The following is a 22029-nucleotide window of genomic DNA, read 5'->3' as shown; positions in this document are numbered from 1 at the left end:
CTCGCATCGACGCGCGCCCGGGCTCATCCGGTTTTCCCGTTTTTCTCTCTCGCACGAGGACTTCTGATCATGGCTGACATCAACATCTACGACCGTCTCGAACAGCTCGGCATCGAACTGCCGCAGGCCGGCGCGCCCGCCGCCGCGTACGTGATGAGCGCCCAGAGCGGCAACACGGTCTATCTGTCCGGCCACATCGCCAAAAAGGACGGCAAGGTGTGGGCCGGCAAGCTGGGCGACACGCTCGGCACCGACGAAGGCAAGGCCGCCGCGCGCAGCATCGCCATCGACCTGCTTGCCACGCTGCACACGCATACGGGCGACCTCAACAAGGTCAAGCGCATCGTCAAGCTGATGAGCCTCGTGAACTCGACGCTCACCTTCACCGAGCAGCACATCGTCACGAACGGCGCCTCGGAGCTGATCGCCGACGTGTTCGGCGAGAAGGGCAAGCACGCGCGCTCGGCGTTCGGCGTCGCGCAGATTCCGCTCGGCGCGTGCGTCGAGATCGAGCTGATCGCCGAAGTCGAGTAAGCCGTCGACAAAACCGGATCGCCGCGAGGACCGACAGTCCGGCGGTCCGCGCGGCGATCCGGCGACTGCGATCCGGCGGCCGGCGCTCCGGCGGCCGGCGATCCGGTTCAAGCAGCGAAACTGCCAGTCGCGTTTCCCTCCCTCACGACTCTCGTGCCATGACTCAACACAGCGTCCGCTTCAAACAGGTCGACGTGTTCACGTCGGTCCCCTTCAAGGGCAACCCGCTCGCCGTCGTGTTCGATGCCGACGGGCTCGACACCGCGCAGATGCAGGCCATCGCGCGCTGGACCCATCTCTCCGAAACGACCTTCCTGCTCGCGCCCACCGACCCGCGCGCCGACTATCGCGTGCGCATCTTCACGACGCGCGGCGAGTTGCCGTTCGCGGGGCATCCCACGATCGGCACGGCCCATGCGCTGCGCGAGAGCGGCTACCGGCCGAAAACCCCGGGCCGGCTCGTTCAGGAGTGCGGCGCGGGCCTCGTCGAACTGGCCGCGCGCGGCGGCGGCGAGGACCGCTGGGCCTTCGCCGCGCCGCCCGCGCGCGTGACGCCGCTGCCCGCATCCGGGTACGCGGCGCTGCGCGCCGCGTTGCGCTCCGATGCCGTCGATTTCGACGCCGCGCCCTGTGGCGTGGACAACGGCGCGCCCTGGCTCGTGGTGCGCTTCGCCTCGGCCGAAGCCGTGCTCACGCTCGACCCCGACATGCAGGCGATCGCAACGATCGCCGCGGGGGTGGGCGCGCAGGGCCTCGCGGCCTATGGCCCGCATGCGGAAGGCAGCCCGGCCACCTTCGAGGTCCGCTGCCTGATGACGGGCCTCGGCGATGGCGAAGACCCCGTCACGGGCAGCGCCAATGCCGCGATCGCCCTGCTGCTCGAACAGCAGAAACGCCGTCCCGGCGCGCATTACACGGTGCGCCAGGGCACCGTGTTGGGGCGCGACGGCCGCGTCGCAATCGACTACGACGACGCCACCGGCCAGATCTGGGTCGGCGGCCACGCCGTCACCGTCGTCGACGGCACCTGCCGCCTCGCCTGATGGCCTGACGACGCGCGCGGGCATGCCGCGTGCGCGGCCCGCGAATCAGTCGGCATATCCCGAAGTACGGCCTCGCCAGGGGACGTGGAGCAAACCGGCCCCCTCCCCCTGCGCCATCTGGTTTGTTTATGCGCAGCCACGCACCTATGCACCACGGATAGGCGCCGTGGACGCGTGGCAACAGGACTGGCGTATACCCGAGGGGGTTGCGCTTCCTTAAACAATCTCCAACCATTAATATCGAAACATCGGGTGCCCGGAGGCCGACTCCGGGCACCCGCATTCCCATTCCGCGCGTTCCTTGCGCACTACCCAGTCAGCCGTCCCGCTAGCATGCCGCCGATGAAACCGAGCGCCTCGTTGCCGTCCCGGCCGCCGCATCCGCGGCATGGCGAATCATGCGTGCGCCGGTCACGATGAGCACGAACCGGCGACCGTTCTCCCGCGAACCCGGCCAGCGCGGCGTGCCCGGGCCGGCCTTTGCGCGCCCCCGCACGCTGCTGGCGATCCCGCTTCTCGGCGTGCTCGTGCTCGTGTTGCTGTGGGCGGTGATCTTCACGCGCCTCTCGGTCGAAAAGGAAGCGACCCTGCGCGAGGCCACGGCCTCGGCCGCCATCCTGTCGGCCGCGCTCGAACAGCACACGGTCAAGGCCATCCACCAGGTGGATCAGATCACGCGCTTCGTGAAGTACGAGTTCGAGAAGTCGCCGAACAATTTCAATCTCGCGAGCACGGTCGAAAAGGGGGTCGTGCAAAGCGACTCGCTCGTGCAGGTTTCGCTCATCGACGAACACGGCAAGCTGGTCGCCAATACGGCCGACCCGAACCCGAAGCCGATCGACCTCTCCGACCGCGAACACTTCCGCGTGCACGAGCACGAGAACGACGACCAGCTCTACATCAGCAAGCCCGTGCTCGGCCGCGTGTCGGGACACTGGACGCTGCAGATGACGCGGCGCCTGAACCATCCGGACGGCTCGTTCGCGGGCGTGGTGGTGGTCTCCGAAGACCCGAGCTACTTCACGAGCGACTTCTACAACAACGCGGCCATCGGCCGGGACGGCGTGATCGCCGTGATCTCGGACACCGGCGCCGTGCTGGCGCGCCGAACCGGCAACGCCGAGCGCGCGAGCGGCACGTTCTCGGCAAGCGGCGTGTACCCGATCTCCGAGCACGTTTCGGGCACCTACGTCGATCCGATCGACCATGTCACGCGCATCGTCTCGTACCGGCACATCGACGGTTATCCGCTCGGCGTGCTCGTGGGCCTCTCGCAGGCCGAAGAGTTCGCCGACTACAACCACACGCGCGACGTCTATCTGATGATGGCGACGTTCATCTCGCTCGCCATGCTATCGTTCTTCGCGGTGGCGACGGGATTGATCGGCAAGCTGCTCGGGCGCGAGCGCGAGATGTCGCAGCTCGTGCAGTACGACCTGCTCACGGGCCTGCCCAATCGCTACGCCACGCTGCAGCGGCTGCGCTACGACGTCTCGCAGCCGGCCAATCTCGGGCGCCTCGCGATCCTCTTCATCGACCTCGACAACTTCAAGACGGTGAACGACACGCTCGGCCACAACGCGGGCGACATCGTGCTGCAGATGAGCGCGGCGCGCCTCGCCGACGCAGTGGGCACGGGCGGCACGCTCGCGCGCATCGGCGGCGACGAGTTCGTGGTGATCGTGAAGGGCGACGACATCGAAAAGCGCGCCATCGCGCTCGCGGAAGCGACCAACGCGGCGTTCACGCATCCGTTCGACGTGCGCGGCAGCGCCTTCGTGCTGCACGCGAGCACGGGCATCGCGCTCTACGCGGTCGCGCACGAAAGCGAGATCGACCTGCTCAAGAAGGCGGACCTCGCCATGTATGCGGCAAAGGAAGCGGGCCGCAACTGCTTCCGCTTCTACTCGCCGCAGCTCGCGCATCGCGCCGACCACCTGATGAAGTGGGAGCAGCAGTTGCGCGTGGCGCTCGCCGACGGGCAGCTCTTTCTCGCCTACCAGCCGAAGATCGATCTGCGGCGCCGCTGCATCACGGGCTTCGAAGCGCTCGTGCGCTGGAACCATCCGCAGTACGGCCTGATTCCGGCAAGCGAATTCATTCCGGTGGCCGAATCGACGGGCCTCATCGTGCCGGTGGGCGACTTCGTGATCCGCACGGCCTGCGCGCAGCTCGCGCAGTGGCAGCAGCAGGGCTACGAAACGCTCTCGCTCGCCATCAACATCTCGGCCGTGCAGTTCTGGCGCGGCGACCTGTACGAAACGGTGTCGCACGCAATCGAGGAAACCGGCATCGCGGCGCACCGGCTGGAGCTCGAGATCACCGAAACGGCGATGATGGAGTATCCCGAGCTCGTCTCCGAGAAGATCTTCGCGCTCAAGCGCCTCGGCGTGCGCGTGGCGCTCGACGACTTCGGCACGGGCTATTCGTCGCTCTCGTATCTGAACCGCTTCGCCGTGGATACGCTCAAAGTGGACCGTTCGTTCGTGCAGGCCATCCCCGCCGATCGCAGCGTGTGCGTCATGGTGTCGGCAATCGTGAATCTCGCGCGCTCGCTCGGCCTCACGGTGGTCGTAGAGGGGACAGAGACCGAGGAGCAGATCGCGTGGCTTTCGGCGCTCGGGCCGATCGAAGCGCAAGGCTTCCTGTTCTCGCGCCCCGTGCCGGTGGACGGCGTGCCGGCGCTGATCGAACGCTTCGGCGTATGCGGCATGGCGCATGCCAACGGCGCGGCCGAACATGGCGAGCGCGTGAGCGACGCGTCGCAGCCGCGCTAGGCCCGGGACTCGCGGCGGACGGCCCCGCGCGAGCGCAACGTGCACCATCGACCTGATTGAACTCTGTGCGGGACGCAAAACCCGCGTCCCAAGCTGCGATGGAGAACCGTTCCGACGACCTTACCGCCACGCTGTATCCGCCGCCGCTCGAGGCATCGATCGAGGCGCCGCGCCACTCGCTCTGGTCGCTCTTTCGCGTGGTGCTGAGCCGCTCCGCGGTGTCGTGGGGCGGCCTCGCGCTGATGGCGCAGCTCGAACAGCATTACGTCGAACGCGAAGCGCAACTCACGCCGGCCACCTTCTCCGATCTCGTGGCGCTGGCCTGGATGGTGCCGGGCCCGGTGGGCTGCAACGTCGCCGTGCAACTGGGCCACGCCATACGCGGACGCCCGGGCGCGTGGGTGGCCGGCATCGCCAGTGTGCTGCCCTTCTTCGCGCTCATGACGCTCTTCGCCATCTTCTATCGCACGCCGCTCGTGCATGCGGTCGCCTCGCGCACGCTGCTCAATCACTTCAGCGTCGTGCTGGGCATGTTGATCGGCGTGACCTGGTACCGGCAAACGCGCGCCCTCGTGCACGGGCGTCTCGAATGGGCCGCCGCGCTCCTCGCCTGTCTCGCGCTCGCCGTCGCCACCAGCGGCGCCGCTTATGTCGCCATTCTGGGTGTGGCTTTCGGGGCGGGCTGGCTCGCGAGCCCTGCCCGATCCATCCCGCTTGCCATCGGCATGGCGCGCAGCGATGTCTGGCTGCTCGCCGCGCTCGCGGCGCTGATCGCCGTATTCGCGCTGCCGCTGCCCTATCCGCTCGAAAGCGTCTTGCTGTGGCCGCGCCTCGCGGGTGCCGGCATGACGCTCTTCGGCGGCGGCTTTTCCGCACTGCCGGTGCTCAAGACGCTCTTCGTCACGCCCGCCATCGGCGTGACCAACGACGACTTCACGCTCGCCTTCTCGCTCTCCCCGCTCTCGCCGGGACCGCTGCTCAACGTGGTGCCGTTCTTCGGCTATCTCGTGGATGGCTGGGTCGGCGCGCTCGTCGCCACGCTCGCGCTCTTCGTGCCTTCGGGCTGCCTGGTCGTGCTCGCCCAGCGGCATCTGCACCGCATGAAGGCGAATCCGCGCTTCGAGCACGCCATGCGCGTGCTGCGCGCGGCCACCACGGCGTTTCTCGCCATCGCCGTCTGGCACATCGCGGCACACGTGCCCTTGCAGCCCGCGTACTTCGCGACGGCGGCGTTCTCCGCCCTGTGCTTCGGCAAGTTCAAGCTGCCCGCCTACGCCGTCTATGCGGCAGTCGGCGCCGTGTGCGGGCTGTGGCTCGCGTACGGTTAAGTCCGCGGGGCCACGGCCGCACGTTTTACGTCAACGTGACTGGGCGCCCGTAAAACCGCCGAAAAATGCCCGCGCGTTGTCCTCGAGGCTCGCGAGGTGATAGCCGCCTTCCTGCACGATCACCGAGGGCAGATCGAGTGCGCCGATGACGGAGCCAAGACGCCCGAAACCCTCGGTGCTCACCGCTACCTTCGACTGCGGATCGTCCTTGTAGATGTCGAAGCCCAGCGCGAGCACGAGTGCATCCGGCTCGAAACGCCGGAGCACGCGCAGCGCGGCATCCACGCGTTCGAAGAAGACCTCTTCGGACGCGCCGTGCGGCATCGGCAGATTGACGTTGTAGCCCGTGCCCGCGCCCTCGCCGCGCTCGTCCTCGTAACCCGCCACCACCGGATAGAAGTTCGTCGGGTCGCCGTGGATGGAGATGTAGAGCACGTCGTCGCGTCCGTAGAAGATCTCCTGCACGCCCTGGCCGTGGTGCATGTCGGTATCGAGAATCGCCACGCGCGGGAACCGGTTCTTGAGCGACTGCGCGGCAATCGCCGCATTGTTCAGGTAGCAGAAGCCGCCTGCTGCGTCGGCGCGCGCATGATGGCCGGGCGGGCGGCAGAGCGCATAGCTCGCGCGCGCGCCTTCGTTGACGGTCGCGGCCGCCGCCCGCGCGCTTTGCGCCGACCAGTACGCGGAACGCCACGTATTCGCGCCCACCGGGCAGCTACCGTCGGCGAGATAGCGCGCGGCCTGCGCGAGCACGCCGCGCAGCGGATTCGGATCGCGCACGTAGATGTTCGACATCACTTCGTCGCCCCAGTCCTCGGGCATGCGCTTCCAGTACGCATGCGCTTCTTCGAGAAAGCGCAGATAGTCCATGTCGTGCACGGCAGCGATCGGCGCCGTGCCGAAGTCGGCGGGCTCGCGGACTTCGAAGCCGAGCGAATGGGCCGCCTGCACGAGGCGCGCGGCGCGCTCGGGCACTTCCTGGGGCTCGCGCATCTGGCCGCGCGACAGATAGGTGCGCGGATGGTGCAGCAGTTGTTCGGGATGAAACCAGGTCAACATCGTTAGAACTCCTTCTTGAGTCGCTATGCTGCGGCAACCACGCGCACGCCCGCGCGTGCGGCCACCGCGTTCAGCAATACATTCGTGCCCGCCGTGACGTCGCCGGGCAGCGCGTCCTCGGCCTCGTTGTGCGAAAGGCCGTCCACGCAGGGAATGAACACCATCGCCGTGGGGCAATAGCGCGCGAGGTGGATCGCATCGTGACCGGCACCGCTCACGATACGCTCGTTCGAGTAGCCGAGATCCGACACGGCCTGCGAGACGAGGTCCACGCATCCGGCGTCGAACGGCGTGGCCGGGCTCGTCCAGCAATGGGCGATCGCAACGGAAAGGCCGCGCGCGCCAGCCACCCGCTCGCAGGCCGCGCGGAAATCGCGTTCCATGGCGTCGAGCTGGGCGTCGTCGGGATGGCGGATATCGACCGTGAAGGTGAGGTTGGCCGCAATCGTGTTGCGCGACGAGTTCGCAACCTGCACCTGACCGATCGTCACGAGGCCGAGCGGCGCATAGCGCGCGATCACGCGCTCGATTTCCAGCGCCATCTGCGCGGCGCCGAAGAACGCGTCCTTGCGGTAGCGCATGGGGGTCGTGCCCGCATGCGCGGCCACGCCCGTCACCGTCACGTCGAACCAGCGGATCGCCTGGCCGCCCGTCACCACGCCGATGGTCGTGCCGTTCGCTTCGAGAATCGGCCCCTGCTCGATATGCGCTTCGAAGTACGCATCGACGGCCACGCCCGTCACCGGCCGCGTGCCGCGCGCGCCGCACGCGTCGAGCGCCGCGTCGAGCGTCACGCCGTCGGCGTCTTCTCGGGCGAGCGCATCGGCCAGCGGCATCGCACCCGCGAATACCGCCGAGCCAAGCATGGCCGGCGTGAAGCGCGCGCCTTCCTCGTTGGTCCACGAGCAGATCTCGATGGGCTTTTCCGTCGCCGCATCCACATCGTTCAACGCGCGCACTACTTCCAGCGCCGCCAGCACGCCATAGACGCCGTCGAAGCGGCCGCCTTCGGGCTGCGTGTCGAGATGGCTGCCCATCAGAACGGGCGCCGCGTTCGGGTTCGCGCCTTCGCGGCGCGCGAACAGATTGCCCACTTCGTCGGTCCAGACGTGCATGCCCGCTTCGCGGCACCAGCGCGAGAAGAGTTCGCGCCCGCGCCGGTCCTCTTCGGTCAGCGCGAGCCGGCGCACGCCGCCGCCCGCGGTCGCGCCGATTTGCGCCATCTCCATCAGGCTCGCCCACAGGCGCGCACCGTTAATCTGCAGCAGATCTTTCATCGTGACTTCCATTCTTGTCGAACACAGAGAGACTTCAGCGCGAACCCACGGCGCGGGCCGAGCCTTCGTCGGCCACCTCGTTGGCCACTTCATTGGACACTTCGCTGGCCGCATGCGCCGCCCGTCGCGCGTCGAGCGCGACGATGGACAGCAGCGACACGCCCGCGAGACACGTATAGAACACGGCGAGTGGCCACCACTGCCCCGCATAGCGATGCGCGAGCCAGGTGCCGAAGAGCGGGGTGAGCCCGCCCGCCACTGCGCCGCAAACCTGATAGGAGAGCGAAATGGCGGAATAGCGCACGCGCGTGGGGAACACGCCGGAAACAAAGCCCGCGATCACCGAATAGAAGCTCGCCATGCAGACCACGGCAAGCGCAATGCCGATCACGATCGACACGACCTGGCCGCTTTCGACAAGCGCGAACATCGGGTACGGCGAGAGCATCGCGGCCACGGCCGCACACTTGAGGAAACGCGCGCCGCCCATGCGCTCGGCAAGCCATGCGGCCACGGGCTGGACGAGGAACTGGATGATCGCGACGACGAAGAGGCAGTCGAGAATCATCGAACGCGTGATGCCCACGTACTGCGTGGTATAGGCAATCATGAAAGTGTTGGTGAAGTACACGCCCGCAATGCCGATCGTGTTCGCGCCGATGCACAGGAGTACCAGGCCCCATGCCGAGCGGAACACTTCGGCCACGGGCAGCTTGACGGTGCGGCGCTGCTTCTTGAGCTGCTCGAACTCGGGCGACTCGTTCACGCCCAGCCGGATCAGGATGCCCACCACGAGCAGCACGGCCGAAATGAGGAACGGCAGACGCCAGCCCCACGAGAGAAACTCGGCCTTGTCGAGCGAGGTGACCGCACGAAACGCGAGCAGCGAGAGGATCAGGCCCGCGGGCGAACCCAGCTGCGCGAACGAGGCGAAGAACGTGCGCCGTCCCTCGGGAGCGTGCTCGCCGGCCATCAGCACGGCGCCGCCCCACTCGCCGCCCACGGCGATGCCCTGCACCACGCGCAGGAGCACGAGCAGCACCGGCGCGAGCAGGCCGACGCTCGCATACGAAGGCAGCAAGCCGACGCAGACCGTCGCGACCCCCATCATCATCAGCGTGGTCATGAGCGCCTTCTTGCGGCCGATGCGATCGCCCAGGTGCCCGAAGATCAGCCCGCCCAGCGGCCGCGCGAAGAAGCCGACGGCGAATGTCGCGAACGAGGCCATCGTGCTGACGAAGCGGTCCGCGGAGGGGAAATAGAGTTCGCCGAACACGAGCGCGGCGGCGGTGGCGTAGATGTAAAAGTCGTACCACTCGATCATCGTGCCGATGAAGGCCGCGGCGGCGGCGCGCACGGGCTGGCGGGTGGCCGCGGGTTGGGTGGGGGTCATGTCGGTGTCTCCAGATACGCATGCATCCTGCGCGGTGCGCGCATGCAAGGTTTATCGCCGGCCACAAAACATTAGTCAAATTTCGCGTTATTATTCAGTGCATAAATTTAGCTAATACCTGAAATGTGGAGCCGCCGTCATGCGTGCCGAACCGACCCGATTTCTGAACGACCGGCTCGACTGGAATCTGCTGCGCACCTACCTCGCGATCATGCAGGAGCGCAGCCTGAGCCGCGCCGCCGCGCGCCTGTACGTGACCCAGCCGGCCGTGAGCCAGGCGCTCAAGCGCCTCGAAGACGCACTAGGCCGCAAGCTGATCGAGCGGCGCGGCGCGCAGTTCGTGCCGACCCAGGCGGGCGAAGAGGTCTATCGGATCGCGAGCGATATCTACGGCACCCTTTCCAGCCTCGAAACCGGACTGGACGAGCGCACGACCGACATCACCGGCTCGATACGCCTGCTCACGGTCAGCCGCATCGAATCGCGCGTGTACGACGAATTCCTCGCGGAATTTCACGTGGCCTATCCGCGCATCGACCTGCAGATCGAGGTCATGCGCTCTTCGGACATCATTTCGTCGATACTGCAGAAGACGGCGACGGCGGGCCTGAGCCTGTGCCGCACGCCCGTGGACAAGCTGGAAATGCGGTTATTCCTGCGCCAGCGCTACGCGATTTTCTGCGGGCGCCATCACCGGCTCTTCGGCCTTTCGCAGCTAACGATGGAGGATCTGCTCGCGGAAAACTTCGTGTCGTTCACGAGCGACCAGATCGGCGACAGCCTCTCGCCGCTCACCGTGTTTCGCGACCAGCGCGGCTTTACCGGGCGCATCGTGGCTTCTTCGCCGAGCCTTGACGAGGTGCGGCGGCTCATCTACGCGGGCTACGGCATCGGCTGCCTGCCCGAGCACACAGTGCGGGACGATCTGGCGCGGCAGCGGATGTGGCGGCTGCCGCCGGAGGAAGGGCTCGTCGACGTCGATATCCACCTGCTGTGGCATCGCGAGCGCAAGATGAATGCGGCCGAACTGGCGTTCTTCGACGCAATGGAGCGCTGCATGCAGCGCTACGCCCTGGCCGAAAGACTGTGAAGCCTGAAGACGTGCGGGAAGGACTCAGAACCCGCGCGACATCACCGCCACGCCGATCGTCACGATACCCAGCACGAGATTGACGACCACGAGCCGGCGCACGGTGCCCACGGCGCGCGCGCCGTCGGGCCAGCGCTGCGCCTGTACCGCGCGGCGAATGCGCGGGAAGAGCGCGAAGCGGATATGGCCGTAGATCAGCATCATCAGCACGCCCAGACCCGCCATGGCGTGCAGTTGCCAGGTGGCGTGGCCGCCGCCGAACTGCATGAGCAGGAAGCCGCCGGTGAGCAGAATCACGAGCACGGCAGCCGCCACCCAGTTGAAGAAGCGGCCGAACACCGACTCCCAGAGCGGCAGCCGCAGTTGCGGCGAAAGATCTTCGAGCGCCGGACGCAGACAGAAGTGCGCGAACACCATGCCGCCCACCCAGACGGCGACAGCCAGCAAATGCAGAAAGAGCGCGACTTCGATCGCGTGACCCATGCTTCAGATTCCTGTGTGTAGATGAGAGTGCGGGAGCAGCTGCGGCGCGAACGTACGCAAGGCATGTACCCGCCTGCGCGCGATTATTCCATGCGGCGTGCCGTCGCGCGCCAGATTTGTGCATCCGGCCGGTACGCCGTTGCGGCGTACACACATTGCACAGGGCGGTGCGAGCGAGGCCCGCGCCGCCCTCCCCGCCTCTTATTGCGGCAGGACCGGGCGCAGCGCCACGACCTGCTTGAGCTTCGAGTCGGGTGCACGGCCCTTGCGCGCGCGCTTGCCCATCTGCGGCGCGAGCACCGGACCCGCCATCAGGTCCTCGCCGGGCTTGCCGCCGCGGCCCGTGCCGATCAGCACCACGCCCGCCGCGCTGATGGCCAATGCCTGCACGAGCGCCTCGTTGTCTTCGAGCTGCATGAGCGTCACGCCGCGACCGCCGGCCGAAAGCGTCTTCATCTCGTCGAGGCCGAATACCAGCAGGCGCCCGCCCGACGAAAGACACGCCACCTGGATCGCGCCGGGCAGCATGGGCATCGGCGCGAGCGGCAAGGCACCCTCGTCGATGGTCATGAAGGCCTTGCCCGCCTTCACGCGGCTCACCATGTCGCCGATCTTCGCGATGAAACCAAAGCCGTTGCTCGACGCGAGCAGCAGTTGCTGCTCGGCGTTCGCGGCGAAGTAATGCAGGAGATGCGTGCCCGCTTCGAGTTCGATGAGCGAAGTGACCGGCACGCCGTCGCCGCGCCCGCCCGGCAGTTGCGAAACCGCCACCGAATAGACGCGGCCCTTGCTGCCCCACGCAATCAGCGTGTCGGGCGTGCGGCACAGGAAGGTCGCGTAAAGGCCGTCGCCCGCCTTGAAGGTGAAGCTCTGCGGATCGAGCCCGTGGCCCTTGAGCGCACGCACCCAGCCCTTCTGCGAAACCACCACGGTCACGGGTTCGTCCACCACGCGCGTTTCGAAGGTCGCGCGCTTTTCCTGCTGGATCAGCGTGCGGCGGTCGTCGCCGTACTGCTTCGCGTCGCCCTCGATCTCCTTCACGATGAGCCGCTTCATCGACGACTCGTTCGCGAGCAGCTCTTCGAGCTTCGCTTTCTCCTCGCGCAGTTCTTCGAGCTCCTTCTCGATCTTGATCTTCTCGAGCCGCGCCAACTGGCGCAGACGGATTTCGAGAATATCCTCGGCCTGGCGCTCGGAGAGCCCGAACGCACTCATGAGCGCGGCTTTCGGCTCGTCCGACTCGCGGATGATGCGGATGACTTCGTCGATATTGAGGAAGACGATCATCCGCCCTTCGAGGATATGGATGCGGTCGTCGACCTTGGTCAGGCGATGCCGCGTGCGGCGCGTGACCGTTGCGAAACGGAAGCCGATCCACTCGGTCAGGATCTCGCTGATGCCCTTCTGGCGCGGACGCCCGTCGGCGCCGATCATCACGAGATTGAGCGAGGCATTCGATTCGAGGCTCGTGTTGGCGAGCAGCGAATTGACGAACTCGGCCTGATCGATGCGGCTCGTCTTCGGCTCGAACACGAGGCGCACGGGCGCGTCCTTGCCCGACTCGTCGCGCACGGCGTCGAGCAGCGCGAGCATCGATTGCTTGTTCTGCAACTGCTCGGGCGTGAGCGTCTTCTTGCCGAGCTTGAGCTTCGGATTCGTCAGCTCCTCGATTTCCTCGAGCACCTTCTGGCCCGAGGCGTTCGGCGGCAGTTCCGTGACTACGAGCTGCCACTGGCCGCGCGCGAGGTCTTCGATCTTCCAGCGCGCGCGCACCTTCAAGCTGCCGCGGCCCGTTTCATAGGCCGCCGCGATTTCCGCTTCGCTGGAGATGATCTGACCGCCGCCCGGGAAGTCGGGCCCGGGGATCTTTTCCATCAGCTCCGCGTGCGAGATCTGCGGATTGCGGATCATCGCCACGGCGGCCGCCGCCACTTCGCGCAGATTGTGCGAAGGGATTTCGGTCGCGAGACCGACCGCGATACCCGAAGCGCCGTTGAGCAGCAGCATGGGTAGGCGCGCGGGCAGCGTCTTCGGCTCCTGGAACGAGCCGTCGTAGTTCGGCATGAAATCGACGGTGCCCATGTCGATTTCGTCGAGCAGGAGCTTCGCGATGGGCGTGAGACGCGCTTCGGTGTAGCGCATCGCCGCTGCGCCGTCGCCGTCGCGCGAGCCGAAGTTGCCCTGGCCGTCGATGAGCGGATAGCGCATCGAGAAGTCCTGGGCCAGACGCACGAGCGCGTCGTAGGCCGACTGGTCGCCGTGCGGGTGGTACTTGCCGAGCACGTCGCCCACCACGCGCGCCGACTTCACGGGCTTGGCGTTGTCGCCGAGCCCCATCTCGTTCATCGCATAGAGAATGCGGCGCTGCACCGGCTTCTGGCCGTCGCAGACGTCGGGCAGCGCGCGGCCCTTCACCACGCTCACCGCGTAGTCGAGATACGCGCGCTCCGCGTAGTGGCCGAGCGTGAGCGTGTCGCCTTCGGCGCCGCCGGTCACTTCAGCAAAAAGATCGTCCATGTTCAATCAATCCGTGTCTTTTACGAACGCGTATGCACCAATGCGCACGCGTCAGATGTCCGCTTCGACCTCGTTGCCCTTCTCTTCGAGCCACGAGCGGCGCGACGCCGCTTCGCCCTTGCCCATGAGCATCGTCATGCGCGCGACGGTGGCCTCGTAGTCGAGGTCGCCGAGGGTGACGGGCGACAGGCGGCGCGTATCGGGGTTCATCGTCGTGTCCCAGAGCTGCTCGGCGCTCATTTCGCCGAGACCCTTGAAGCGGCTGATGCTCCACTGCGTCTCGCGCACGCCGTCCTTGCGCAGTTTGTCGAGAATCGCTTCGAGCTCGCCTTCGTCGAGCGCGTAGAGCTTCTGCGCGGGCTTCTTGCCGCGTGCGGGCGCATCGACGCGAAAGAGCGGCGGGCGTGCCACGCACACGTGGCCGCGCTCGATCAGCTGCGGGAAGTGCTTGAAGAAGAGCGTGAGCAGCAATACCTGGATGTGCGAACCGTCCACGTCCGCATCGGAAAGAATGCAGATCTTGCCGTAACGCAGGTTCGAGAGATCGACGCTGTCGTCGGGGCTGTGCGGATCGACGCCGATCGCCACCGAAATGTCGTGCACTTCGTTGTTGGCGAAGAGACGATCGCGCTCGGTTTCCCACGTGTTGAGCACCTTGCCGCGCAGGGGCAGGATGGCCTGGTATTCCTTGTCGCGGCCCATCTTCGCCGAACCACCCGCGGAGTCGCCCTCCACGAGGAAGAGTTCGTTGCGGGCGATGTCGGTGGATTCGCAGTCGGTGAGCTTGCCCGGCAGCACGGCCACGCCCGAGCTCTTGCGCTTCTCCACCTTCTGCCCCGCGCGCGTGCGCGCCTGGGCCTGCTTGATGACGAGATCGGCGAGCTTCTTGCCGTGCTCGACGTGCTGGTTGAGCCACAGTTCAAGCGCCGGGCGCGAGAACGACGAGACGAGCTTCACGGCGTCGCGGCTGTTCAGGCGCTCCTTGATCTGCCCCTGGAACTGCGGGTCGAGCACCTTCGCGGAGAGCACGAACGAGACGCGCGCAAACACGTCTTCGGGCAGGAGCTTCACGCCCTTGGGCTGCAGATTGTGCAGCTCGACGAAGCTCTTCACGGCCTGGAAGAGACCGTCGCGCAGGCCGCTTTCGTGCGTGCCGCCCGCGGGCGTGGGAATGAGGTTCACGTACGACTCGCGCGTGAGCGTCCCTTCCTCGGTCCACGCAACCACCCAGGCGGCGCCTTCGCCGTCGGCGAAGGTGTCGTCGCCCGAGCGCGCGTCGGCATAATGCTGGCCCTCGAAGAGCGGGATCAAAAGATCGCTGCCGCCCATGCCTTCGAGCAGATAGCCGCGCAAGCCGTCTTCGTACTTCCAGCTCTGGCGCTCGCCCGTCTTTTCGTTGATGAGCTCGACCTCGACGCCGGGCAGCAGCACGGCCTTCGAGCGCAACAGGCGCTGCAGTTCGCCGAACGGCAGGTTGGGCGAATCGAAATACTTCGGGTCGGGCGAGGCGGTCACGCGCGTGCCGGTTTTCTTCTCCTCGCGCGTGGCGTTGCGCACGGAGAGCGGCGTGACGACGTCGCCGTTGGCGAAGCCGATCTGGGCCACCTTGCCGTCGCGCCACACGGTCACGTCGAGGCGCTTCGAGAGCGCATTGGTGACCGAGACGCCCACGCCGTGCAAGCCGCCCGAGAACGTATAGGCGCCGCCGGCGGCCTTGTCGAACTTGCCGCCCGCGTGCAGGCGCGTATAGACGATTTCGACGACCGGCACCTTTTCTTCGGGGTGCAGGCCGAACGGGATGCCGCGGCCGTCGTCCTCGACGGAGACGGACTGGTCCGCGTGCAGTGTCACGGTGATGCGGCGGCCGAAGCCGCCGAGGGCTTCGTCCGAGGCGTTGTCGATGACTTCCTGGATGATGTGCAGCGGATTTTCGGTGCGCGTGTACATGCCCGGCCGCTGCCGGACGGGCTCGAGGCCCTTGAGCACCTTGATCGACGCTTCGCTATAGCCTGCGTTTGACTTCTTCGTAGACATGGGGATCCGTCGGTTTGCCACGAGGTTATCCACAGCCGCTGTGGACATCTGCGTGGACAACGCGTTGAGTTTTCAAAAAAAAGCGAAACGAAACAACGGGATGAACTGGCGTGCCCGCCGCGCAGGCAGATGCGGGGTCGAGCAGATTCGCCAGGTATTGTACTGATTTGGAGCGCTGCGGCAATTTGGTGGGAGAGCGCTGGCCCGCTCGCTGGCCAACAGGCAGAGGGAATAAAAGCGAAGCGGCCCTCTCAGGCCGCCTCCATGACTTGCGTCACTTCCTCTTGCTCTCCAGCTCCTCCCACCGCTCCAGCGCCACGAGCAGTTCCTCGTCGATCTGCGCAAAGCGTTCGGTGAGCCGCATGCCTTCCTGTGCGTCCTTCGCGAAGATCGAGCCTTCTTCGATCTGCGCGCCGATCGCCTTCTGCTCCGCTTCCAGCGCCTCGATCTGCGCAGGCAGCGTCTCCAGTTCGCGCTGCTCCTTGAACGAGAGCTTCACGGTGCGTTGCGCGTTGCGCCCCGCCGCGCTGTCCTTGGGCGCCGCGGCAACCGGCGCGGCCGCCACGCTCGCGCGCGCCTCGGCGATTTCCTGCGCACGCGCGCTCTGCGTCTGCCAGTCGGTGAAGCCGCCCACGTATTCGCGCCACTGGCCATTGCCTTCGGACGCGATCACGGAGGTCGCCACGTTGTCGAGAAACGCCCGGTCGTGGCTCACCAGCAGCACGGTGCCGTCGTAATCGGCCAGCAGCTCTTCGAGCAGTTCGAGCGTGGGAATGTCGAGGTCGTTGGTCGGCTCGTCGAGCACCAGCACGTTCGCGGGCCGCGCAAAAAGCCGCGCGAGCAGCAGGCGGTTGCGCTCGCCGCCCGAGAGCGATTTCACGGGCGAACGCGCGCGCTCCGGCGCGAACAGGAAGTCGCCCAGATAGCTCATCACGTGCTTCTTCGCGCCGTTGATCTCGACCCAGTCGCTGCCCGGGCTGATCGTATCGGCCAGGCTCTTTTCGAGGTCGAGCTGCGCGCGCATCTGGTCGAAGTACGCAACCTGCAGGTTCGTGCCCACGCGCACGGTGCCCTCGTCCGGCGCCAGTTCGCCCAGGATGAGCTTGAGCAGCGTGGTCTTGCCCGCGCCGTTCGGACCGACGAAGCCGATCTTGTCGCCGCGCATGACGGTCGTGGAGAAACGGTCGACGACCGCGCGATCGCCGTAACGCTTCACCACGTCCGTGAGTTCGGCGACGATCTTGCCGGACTTCTCGCCCTGCGCCACGTCGAGCCTCACGTTGCCCAGCACGTTGCGGCGCTCTTCGCGCTCGCGGCGCATCTGCACGAGCCGCGCGATGCGCCCGACGCTGCGCGTGCGCCGCGCCTCCACGCCCTTGCGGATCCACACCTCTTCCTGCGCGAGCAGCTTGTCGAACTTGTCGTTCTCCACGCGCTCCACTTCGAGCTGCTGCGCCTTGCGCTCCTGGTACTGCGAGAAGTTGCCCGGATACGAGAGCAGCCGGCCGCGGTCGAGTTCGACGATGCGCGTGGCCACGCGGTCGAGAAACGCGCGGTCGTGGGTGATGAAGAGCAGGCTCGCGCGCTGCGACACGAGCAGGTCTTCGAGCCAGCGGATGCCGTCGAAGTCGAGGTGGTTGGTCGGCTCGTCCAGCAGCAGCACGTCGGGCTGCACCACCAGCGCGCGCGCGAGCGCCACGCGCTTTTGCATCCCGCCCGAGAGCGCGCCCACACGCGCGTCGCCGTCGAGGCCGATCTGCGCGAGCGTGGTGGACACGCGCGTGCGCCAGTTCCAGGCATCGGTCGCATCGAGCGACGATTGCAGCGTGTTCATGCGCGCGAGCAGCGCGTCGTGCTCCGCGCCTTCGGGCGTGTCCGCCAGCCGGTGCGCGACGGCATCGTATTCGTCGAGCAGCGCGCGCACGCCTTCGAGCCCCGAGGCGACCGTGTCGAACACCGAAACCTCGGCGTCGAACTCGGGCTCCTGCGGCACGTAGACGGTGGAGAGATTCTGCTGGCGCGTGACGAGGCCGTCGTCGGGCTTCGCCAGTTCGGCGACGATTTTCAGAAGCGACGACTTGCCCGCGCCGTTGCGGCCGATCAGCCCGACGCGTTCGCCGGGTTCGAGCGAGAAGTCCGCATGATCGAGCAGCGCGACGTGGCCGAACGCGAGTTGCGCGCCGGTGATGGTGTAAAGCGACATGACGGGGAAACGATGCCTGCGTTGGACCTGAAGCGCGCATTGTACCGGTCCGGCGCGGCGGCGTTTTCGCCGGGGAGGCGAGGCACGCGTGGCGCCCCCGCCTCCCTCTGCGCCCGAAGCCGATGCGCGGGCGGCCGGCCCCGCGTTACTTCACATGGACCGTGATGGTCTGACTCCACTCGGGACCGTACGAATGATGCGCGCCGTCCGCGAACTGCGCGGTGAGCGTGTGGTCGCCGGGCGGCAGCGTGATGTCGGTTTCGGTTTGTCCCTTGCCGTAGTGGATCGACTTGTCGCTCACCGGCACGACCTCGCCTTGCGGCAGCGGACCGCCGTCGATCAGCAGGTGATGGTGGCCGGTGCCCGGCGTCATCGTGCCCGCGGGGGCGACCGTCATGCCGTCGACGCCGAACTTCACGTGCACCGGATTCGTCACCGTGGCGCCGTCTTTCGGCTCGACGAAATAGACGCCCTCGGCGCGCGCGATGCCCGATACCGCCATGAGGGCCGCGAACGCCGCAGCCGCCAGCCAGGTGCCTTTAACCGTGCTTCTGATCATCGTTGTTCTCCTCGGGATGGGGGGACCAGCGGGCTCCCGCGCACACCGTACGAACCTGCGAGAGCGGCCGCGGGCGCCTTGCGACCTAGCATACACCGGGCATGTGAAGGTACGTCGCACCCGCGTCCCGAGGACGTGGCACGCCCGCTGCGGCAATGGCGCCCAGGGGTTGAGCCGTCGTTTTCCGGTAACATCGCGGGTCGCCTGCCGTCTCGAATGAGGGACGCATCGCAGGCATCGGATTGAATGGAAAGGTAACGCTGTGAGTGAAGTCATCGAATACAAGAGCTGGGTCTGCCTGATCTGCGGCTGGATCTACAACGAGGAAGAAGGCCTGCCCGACGAGGGCATCGCCGCGGGTACGCGCTTCGCGGAGATCCCGGAAGACTGGCGCTGCCCGTTGTGCGACGTGGGCAAGGCGGAATTCACCGTCGTCGAGTTCTGAATTCCGGGGACGGGACCGGGATATCGGGCCGGGATTATCGTGCCGTTACATCGGACCGTCATAGGACGGCCATTTTCGCGCCGGATCGCGTTTGCTATACTCCACGTCCTGCATCGCGATTCGCCGCTTGCGCGAATGACGCGTACGCTTCGCGCCATGACGGGTGACATGGGAAACATGGCGAAGAGCGAAGCCCGCAGGCTTCCGGTCCCGCACGCCTCCCTGTAGTTCAATGGATAGAACAAGTGCCTCCTAAGCGCTAGATGCAGGTTCGATTCCTGCCAGGGGGACCAGCCACCCGAATCCCGCCGCGCAATACGTGCAATATGAACGGTACAGCGCGCGGGAATCCGCTCCCGCAGCACGCCGGCGCGCGAGGCGCCGCCCGCCTTGCGGCCCCGCCGTGCCCCTTCGCCGCATCACTTTCCGAGGCAGGACTCTCCATGGACATCAACAAGCAGGTCGCCGCCCTCACCTCCTCCGAACTCCAGACGGCGGGCGCGAGCCAGGCCACCGCCATCGCGTTGAGCGTGGTGCTGCGCCACCTGAACTCGCCGGAACTGGCGAAGCTGCTCACCTCGGCGTTCGAAAACCATCAGGCCGTGATGCTGCAAACGCCCTGGCCCGAGCAGATGCTGCAATCGTTCGAAGCAACGCGCCGCTTCCTCGAAGGCGCGGCCCGGCCCCACGCCAGCGCCGCGCCACAGGGCGAATAAGGGCGCCGCACCGGGCCGGCCGCGGCATCGCCCGGCCAGCCGGTTCATCCCTCGGATTTGTCCATTGTTAACGTTCGCGACGCGAGCGATCGCCTACGATGGGATGAGTCAGATTCGATGGCAGCGAATGCAATGACTCCCTCCTACGTTTTCGCGCTCATGGCGATCCTCGCGACAGTCGTCGCCTTGTCGCTGGCCATGCTGGTGCTGCACTAGATCCGGCCGCCTGCGGGCTTCCAGCAAGCCCACCGCAGCCTTGGCAGCCACCGCCGTGCGCATTCCGTCGCCGATCCGGGTAAACATGGATACATGCGACCCTCAAGTCGCGGCGCCGCCTGCCGTAATGGTCCATATGGACTCGAATCGCTCCATCCCAGCCGGCCACCTGATGTCGAACCTCATCGACCAGGACATCGCGCACATTCGCCGCGTCATGCCGCTTTCGCTCTCGGGCGACATGGGCGGCCCGATCCTGCCGGCGCCTTACTGGCGCAAGCGCCTGCACCGGCTGCTCGAAACCGGGCACGTCAACAAAGGCCAGCTGGGCGAAATCGACAGCCTCCTCCACATGCTCGACGAACACGACACGCGCCACGCCGCGCATGCTTCGGCGCAGCATCGCACCGCCGTCGGCTCGGCCCACTGCTGAGAACGCCTGCCGGGCGCCTGCGACACCTCCATTGCACTGAATAGAAGTCCTGGCGCCGCGGGTCGCCTGTCGGTCATAATGTCCGCCAAAATACCCAGAGAGGACTTCGTGCCCACGGCCCATCCGCGAGACCTGCTTCAGCAGGCACGTCAGCGTTTTACCCAGCAGCAGATCGCCGACCACGTCGGCAAGGACGTCAAGACCGTGCGCCGCTGGGAAAAGGGCGAAACGCCTTGCCCCGCGATGCTCGATGCCGCCCTGCGCGAACTGCTGCGCGGCGGCGAACGTGCGGCCGACACGCCGGCGCGGTTCCGCTTCATCGACCTGTTCGCGGGCATCGGCGGCATCCGCATGGGCTTCGAAGCGCAGGGCGGCGAGTGCGTGTTCACGAGCGAGTGGAACCCGTTCTCGAAGAAGACCTATCTGGAGAACTACGGCGAGCATCACACCTTCGTCGGCGACATCACGACCTGCGAAGCCGCCGACGTGCCCGACCACGACGTCCTGCTCGCGGGCTTTCCGTGCCAGCCGTTCTCGATCGCGGGCGTCTCCAAGAAGAACGCGCTCGGCCGCCCGCACGGCTTCGCGTGCACGACCCAGGGCACGCTCTTTTTCGACGTGGCGCGCATCATCGCCGAGAAGCGCCCCGCCGCTTTCCTGCTCGAAAACGTCAAGAACCTGCTCTCGCACGACCGCGGCCGCACCTTCGACGTGATTCTTCAGGTGCTGCGCGACGAACTGGGCTACGACGTGCATTACCGCGTGATCGACGGACGGCATTTCACGCCGCAGCATCGCGAACGCATCATCCTCGCCGGCTTTCGCGAGAAAACTTCGTTTTCGTGGGACGCGCTCGCGCTGCCCGAAGAGGGGCCGCGCCTCGCCTCGATCCTGCATCGCACGGACGGCAGCGAACCCGTGCTGCCGTGGGACGGCGAACGCTTCTTCGACCACCGCGCGCGCCAGGTGCAGCCGAAATACACGCTCACGCCCGGACTCTGGCACTACCTCCAGCAATACGCGGAGAAGCATCGCGCGGCGGGCAACGGTTTCGGCTACGGCCTCGCGTTTCCCGACAGCGTGACGCGCACGCTTTCCGCGCGCTATCACAAGGACGGCAGCGAGATTCTCATGCACCAGGGCGAAGGCTTGCGTCCGCGCCGCCTCACGCCGCGCGAGTGCGCGCGGCTGATGGGCTTTCCCGACACCTTCCGCATTCCCGTGAGCGACACTCAGGCCTATCGTCAGTTCGGCAATAGCGTGGTGATGCCGGTGATGCGCGAGGTGGCGCGCACGATGATGCCGCATCTCGATGCGACGCTCGGTGGCGCGACAAGCCAGGCCAAAGCGAAGGCCACCGCTGCGCGCCGTACGGCAACCAAAGCGCCGCGCACGCAGCCGGTCGCCGAGGCGGCCTGAGCCGGCGCCCACCGCAACGGGACGGCCAGCACGATGGTCGATGTCGTCGATCCCGCCACCCGCAGCCGGATGATGTCCGGCATTCGCGGCCGCAACACCCGCCCGGAGCGCGTGATCCGCAGCCTCTTGCACCGGCGCGGCTTTCGCTTCCGGATCGACGTGCGCGAGCTGCCGGGGCGCCCGGACATCGTCTTGCCGCGCTACCGCGCCGCCGTATTCGTGCACGGCTGCTTCTGGCACGGCCACCGTTGCGCACTCTTCAAATGGCCGCAAACCCGCCCCGAGTTCTGGCGCGAAAAGATCGCGCGCAACCAGGCCAACGATGCCCGGGCGCTCGCCGCGCTCGCCGCGCAGGGCTGGCGCGTCGCGGTGATCTGGGAATGCGCGCTGCGCGGTGCGAACCACGATCCGGCAGTGGTGGTCGAGCGGCTCGATGCGTGGCTCAAGGAGAGGGATTCGGTGTGGTTCGAAGCGCGCGCGTAACGAGGCAAATACGCGACAAC

The 22029-nt window shown here is 66.8% G+C and carries 18 protein-coding genes and 1 tRNA gene; 11 read left to right on the top strand and 8 right to left on the bottom strand.

The genetic code is table 11. The features are described from left to right. The first annotated feature begins 69 nt into the window (after positions 1–69). The 4 genes from U5760_RS22305 to U5760_RS22290 all read left to right on the top strand — a co-directional run bounded on the left by U5760_RS22305 (position 70) and on the right by U5760_RS22290 (position 5682). Positions 70–534: a RidA family protein gene (locus tag U5760_RS22305; protein ID WP_322014466.1), complete on the top strand. Its 465-nt coding sequence runs from the start codon at positions 70–72 to the stop codon at positions 532–534. Positions 535–692: 158 nt separating this feature from the next. Beyond that, positions 693–1577: a PhzF family phenazine biosynthesis protein gene (locus U5760_RS22300; protein ID WP_322014465.1), complete on the top strand. Its 885-nt coding sequence runs from the start codon at positions 693–695 to the stop codon at positions 1575–1577. Positions 1578–1993: 416 nt separating this feature from the next. Beyond that, positions 1994–4354: an EAL domain-containing protein gene (locus U5760_RS22295; protein WP_322014592.1), complete on the top strand. Its 2361-nt coding sequence runs from the start codon at positions 1994–1996 to the stop codon at positions 4352–4354. A 98-nt stretch (positions 4355–4452) separates the two neighbouring features. Continuing rightward, entirely contained in the window at positions 4453–5682 is a 1230-nt protein-coding gene (locus U5760_RS22290; protein WP_322014464.1) for a chromate transporter, read from the top strand. Between the two features lie 30 nt (positions 5683–5712). On the opposite strand, the gene U5760_RS22285 is transcribed toward U5760_RS22290, so the two are convergent. Genes U5760_RS22285 through U5760_RS22275 form a run of 3 tightly spaced genes read right to left on the bottom strand, consistent with a single transcriptional unit; the run spans position 5713 to position 9411 of the window. Further along, entirely contained in the window at positions 5713–6741 is a 1029-nt protein-coding gene (locus tag U5760_RS22285; RefSeq protein WP_322014463.1) for a histone deacetylase family protein, read from the bottom strand. A gap of 23 nt (positions 6742–6764) precedes the next feature. Next, positions 6765–8018: a Zn-dependent hydrolase gene (locus tag U5760_RS22280; RefSeq protein WP_322014462.1), complete on the bottom strand. Its 1254-nt coding sequence runs from the start codon at positions 8016–8018 to the stop codon at positions 6765–6767. A 34-nt stretch (positions 8019–8052) separates the two neighbouring features. Then, positions 8053–9411, bottom strand: coding sequence for an MFS transporter (locus U5760_RS22275; RefSeq protein ID WP_322014461.1), 1359 nt, complete (start codon positions 9409–9411; stop codon positions 8053–8055). Positions 9412–9550: 139 nt separating this feature from the next. Between U5760_RS22275 and U5760_RS22270 the strand changes: the two genes are divergently transcribed. Next, the gene (locus U5760_RS22270) at positions 9551–10501 is read left to right on the top strand and encodes a LysR family transcriptional regulator (RefSeq protein ID WP_322014460.1); all 951 of its coding nucleotides are present in this window, start codon (positions 9551–9553) and stop codon (positions 10499–10501) included. A gap of 24 nt (positions 10502–10525) precedes the next feature. Here U5760_RS22270 and U5760_RS22265 read toward each other — a convergent pair whose 3' ends face one another. The 5 genes from U5760_RS22265 to U5760_RS22245 form a co-directional block, all read right to left on the bottom strand. After that, entirely contained in the window at positions 10526–10984 is a 459-nt protein-coding gene (locus U5760_RS22265) for a CopD family protein (protein WP_322014459.1), read from the bottom strand. 201 nt (positions 10985–11185) lie between these two features. Beyond that, on the bottom strand, positions 11186–13501 hold the full coding sequence (parC, locus tag U5760_RS22260) for a DNA topoisomerase IV subunit A (protein WP_322014458.1): 2316 nt from the start codon (positions 13499–13501) through the stop codon (positions 11186–11188). A gap of 51 nt (positions 13502–13552) precedes the next feature. Continuing rightward, positions 13553–15535 (bottom strand): DNA topoisomerase IV subunit B, encoded by a 1983-nt coding sequence (parE, locus tag U5760_RS22255; protein WP_322014457.1) that lies wholly within the window; start codon positions 15533–15535, stop codon positions 13553–13555. A 274-nt stretch (positions 15536–15809) separates the two neighbouring features. Continuing rightward, positions 15810–17738 (bottom strand): ATP-binding cassette domain-containing protein, encoded by a 1929-nt coding sequence (locus tag U5760_RS22250; RefSeq protein WP_322014456.1) that lies wholly within the window; start codon positions 17736–17738, stop codon positions 15810–15812. Between the two features lie 145 nt (positions 17739–17883). Further along, positions 17884–18297 carry a DUF4399 domain-containing protein gene (locus tag U5760_RS22245; RefSeq protein WP_322014455.1) on the bottom strand — a complete coding sequence of 138 codons (414 nt, stop codon included), beginning with the start codon at positions 18295–18297 and terminating at the stop codon, positions 17884–17886. A gap of 262 nt (positions 18298–18559) precedes the next feature. Between U5760_RS22245 and U5760_RS22240 the strand changes: the two genes are divergently transcribed. The 6 genes from U5760_RS22240 (at position 18560) to U5760_RS22215 (ending at position 22009) form a co-directional block, all read left to right on the top strand. Beyond that, a complete protein-coding gene (locus U5760_RS22240; protein WP_322014454.1) occupies positions 18560–18742 on the top strand; it encodes a rubredoxin in 183 nt (60 codons plus the stop codon). Between the two features lie 218 nt (positions 18743–18960). Next, positions 18961–19035, top strand: a tRNA-Arg gene (locus U5760_RS22235). A 150-nt stretch (positions 19036–19185) separates the two neighbouring features. Next, positions 19186–19458, top strand: a complete 273-nt coding sequence (locus U5760_RS22230) for a hypothetical protein (RefSeq protein WP_322014453.1) — start codon at positions 19186–19188, stop codon at positions 19456–19458. 388 nt (positions 19459–19846) lie between these two features. Then, positions 19847–20107, top strand: a complete 261-nt coding sequence (locus tag U5760_RS22225) for a hypothetical protein (RefSeq protein WP_322014452.1) — start codon at positions 19847–19849, stop codon at positions 20105–20107. Between the two features lie 78 nt (positions 20108–20185). After that, on the top strand, positions 20186–21526 hold the full coding sequence (gene dcm, locus U5760_RS22220) for a DNA (cytosine-5-)-methyltransferase (RefSeq protein ID WP_322014451.1): 1341 nt from the start codon (positions 20186–20188) through the stop codon (positions 21524–21526). A 33-nt stretch (positions 21527–21559) separates the two neighbouring features. Then, positions 21560–22009 carry a very short patch repair endonuclease gene (locus U5760_RS22215; RefSeq protein WP_322014450.1) on the top strand — a complete coding sequence of 150 codons (450 nt, stop codon included), beginning with the start codon at positions 21560–21562 and terminating at the stop codon, positions 22007–22009. Positions 22010–22029: the final 20 nt, after the last annotated feature.

The sequence above is a fragment of the Paraburkholderia sp. J12 genome (assembly GCF_905220215.1).
Classification (GTDB): Bacteria; Pseudomonadota; Gammaproteobacteria; order Burkholderiales; family Burkholderiaceae; genus Paraburkholderia.
Note: the sequence above shows the minus strand (reverse complement) of the source record. Positions and strands in the feature narration are given on the sequence as shown.

Excerpts from the sequence above, each read along its gene's own strand:
- U5760_RS22305 (WP_322014466.1), top strand. The coding sequence starts at position 70 with ATGGCTGACATCAACATCTACGACCGTCTCGAACAGCTCGGCATCGAA.
- U5760_RS22300 (WP_322014465.1), top strand. The coding sequence starts at position 693 with ATGACTCAACACAGCGTCCGCTTCAAACAGGTCGACGTGTTCACGTCG.
- U5760_RS22295 (WP_322014592.1), top strand. The coding sequence starts at position 1,994 with ATGAGCACGAACCGGCGACCGTTCTCCCGCGAACCCGGCCAGCGCGGC.
- U5760_RS22290 (WP_322014464.1), top strand. The coding sequence starts at position 4,453 with ATGGAGAACCGTTCCGACGACCTTACCGCCACGCTGTATCCGCCGCCG.
- U5760_RS22285 (WP_322014463.1), bottom strand. The coding sequence starts at position 6,741 with ATGTTGACCTGGTTTCATCCCGAACAACTGCTGCACCATCCGCGCACC.
- U5760_RS22280 (WP_322014462.1), bottom strand. The coding sequence starts at position 8,018 with ATGAAAGATCTGCTGCAGATTAACGGTGCGCGCCTGTGGGCGAGCCTG.
- U5760_RS22275 (WP_322014461.1), bottom strand. The coding sequence starts at position 9,411 with ATGACCCCCACCCAACCCGCGGCCACCCGCCAGCCCGTGCGCGCCGCC.
- U5760_RS22270 (WP_322014460.1), top strand. The coding sequence starts at position 9,551 with ATGCGTGCCGAACCGACCCGATTTCTGAACGACCGGCTCGACTGGAAT.
- U5760_RS22265 (WP_322014459.1), bottom strand. The coding sequence starts at position 10,984 with ATGGGTCACGCGATCGAAGTCGCGCTCTTTCTGCATTTGCTGGCTGTC.
- parC (WP_322014458.1), bottom strand. The coding sequence starts at position 13,501 with ATGGACGATCTTTTTGCTGAAGTGACCGGCGGCGCCGAAGGCGACACG.
- parE (WP_322014457.1), bottom strand. The coding sequence starts at position 15,535 with ATGTCTACGAAGAAGTCAAACGCAGGCTATAGCGAAGCGTCGATCAAG.
- U5760_RS22250 (WP_322014456.1), bottom strand. The coding sequence starts at position 17,738 with ATGTCGCTTTACACCATCACCGGCGCGCAACTCGCGTTCGGCCACGTC.
- U5760_RS22245 (WP_322014455.1), bottom strand. The coding sequence starts at position 18,297 with ATGATCAGAAGCACGGTTAAAGGCACCTGGCTGGCGGCTGCGGCGTTC.
- U5760_RS22230 (WP_322014453.1), top strand. The coding sequence starts at position 19,186 with ATGGACATCAACAAGCAGGTCGCCGCCCTCACCTCCTCCGAACTCCAG.
- U5760_RS22225 (WP_322014452.1), top strand. The coding sequence starts at position 19,847 with ATGTCGAACCTCATCGACCAGGACATCGCGCACATTCGCCGCGTCATG.
- dcm (WP_322014451.1), top strand. The coding sequence starts at position 20,186 with ATGTCCGCCAAAATACCCAGAGAGGACTTCGTGCCCACGGCCCATCCG.
- U5760_RS22215 (WP_322014450.1), top strand. The coding sequence starts at position 21,560 with ATGGTCGATGTCGTCGATCCCGCCACCCGCAGCCGGATGATGTCCGGC.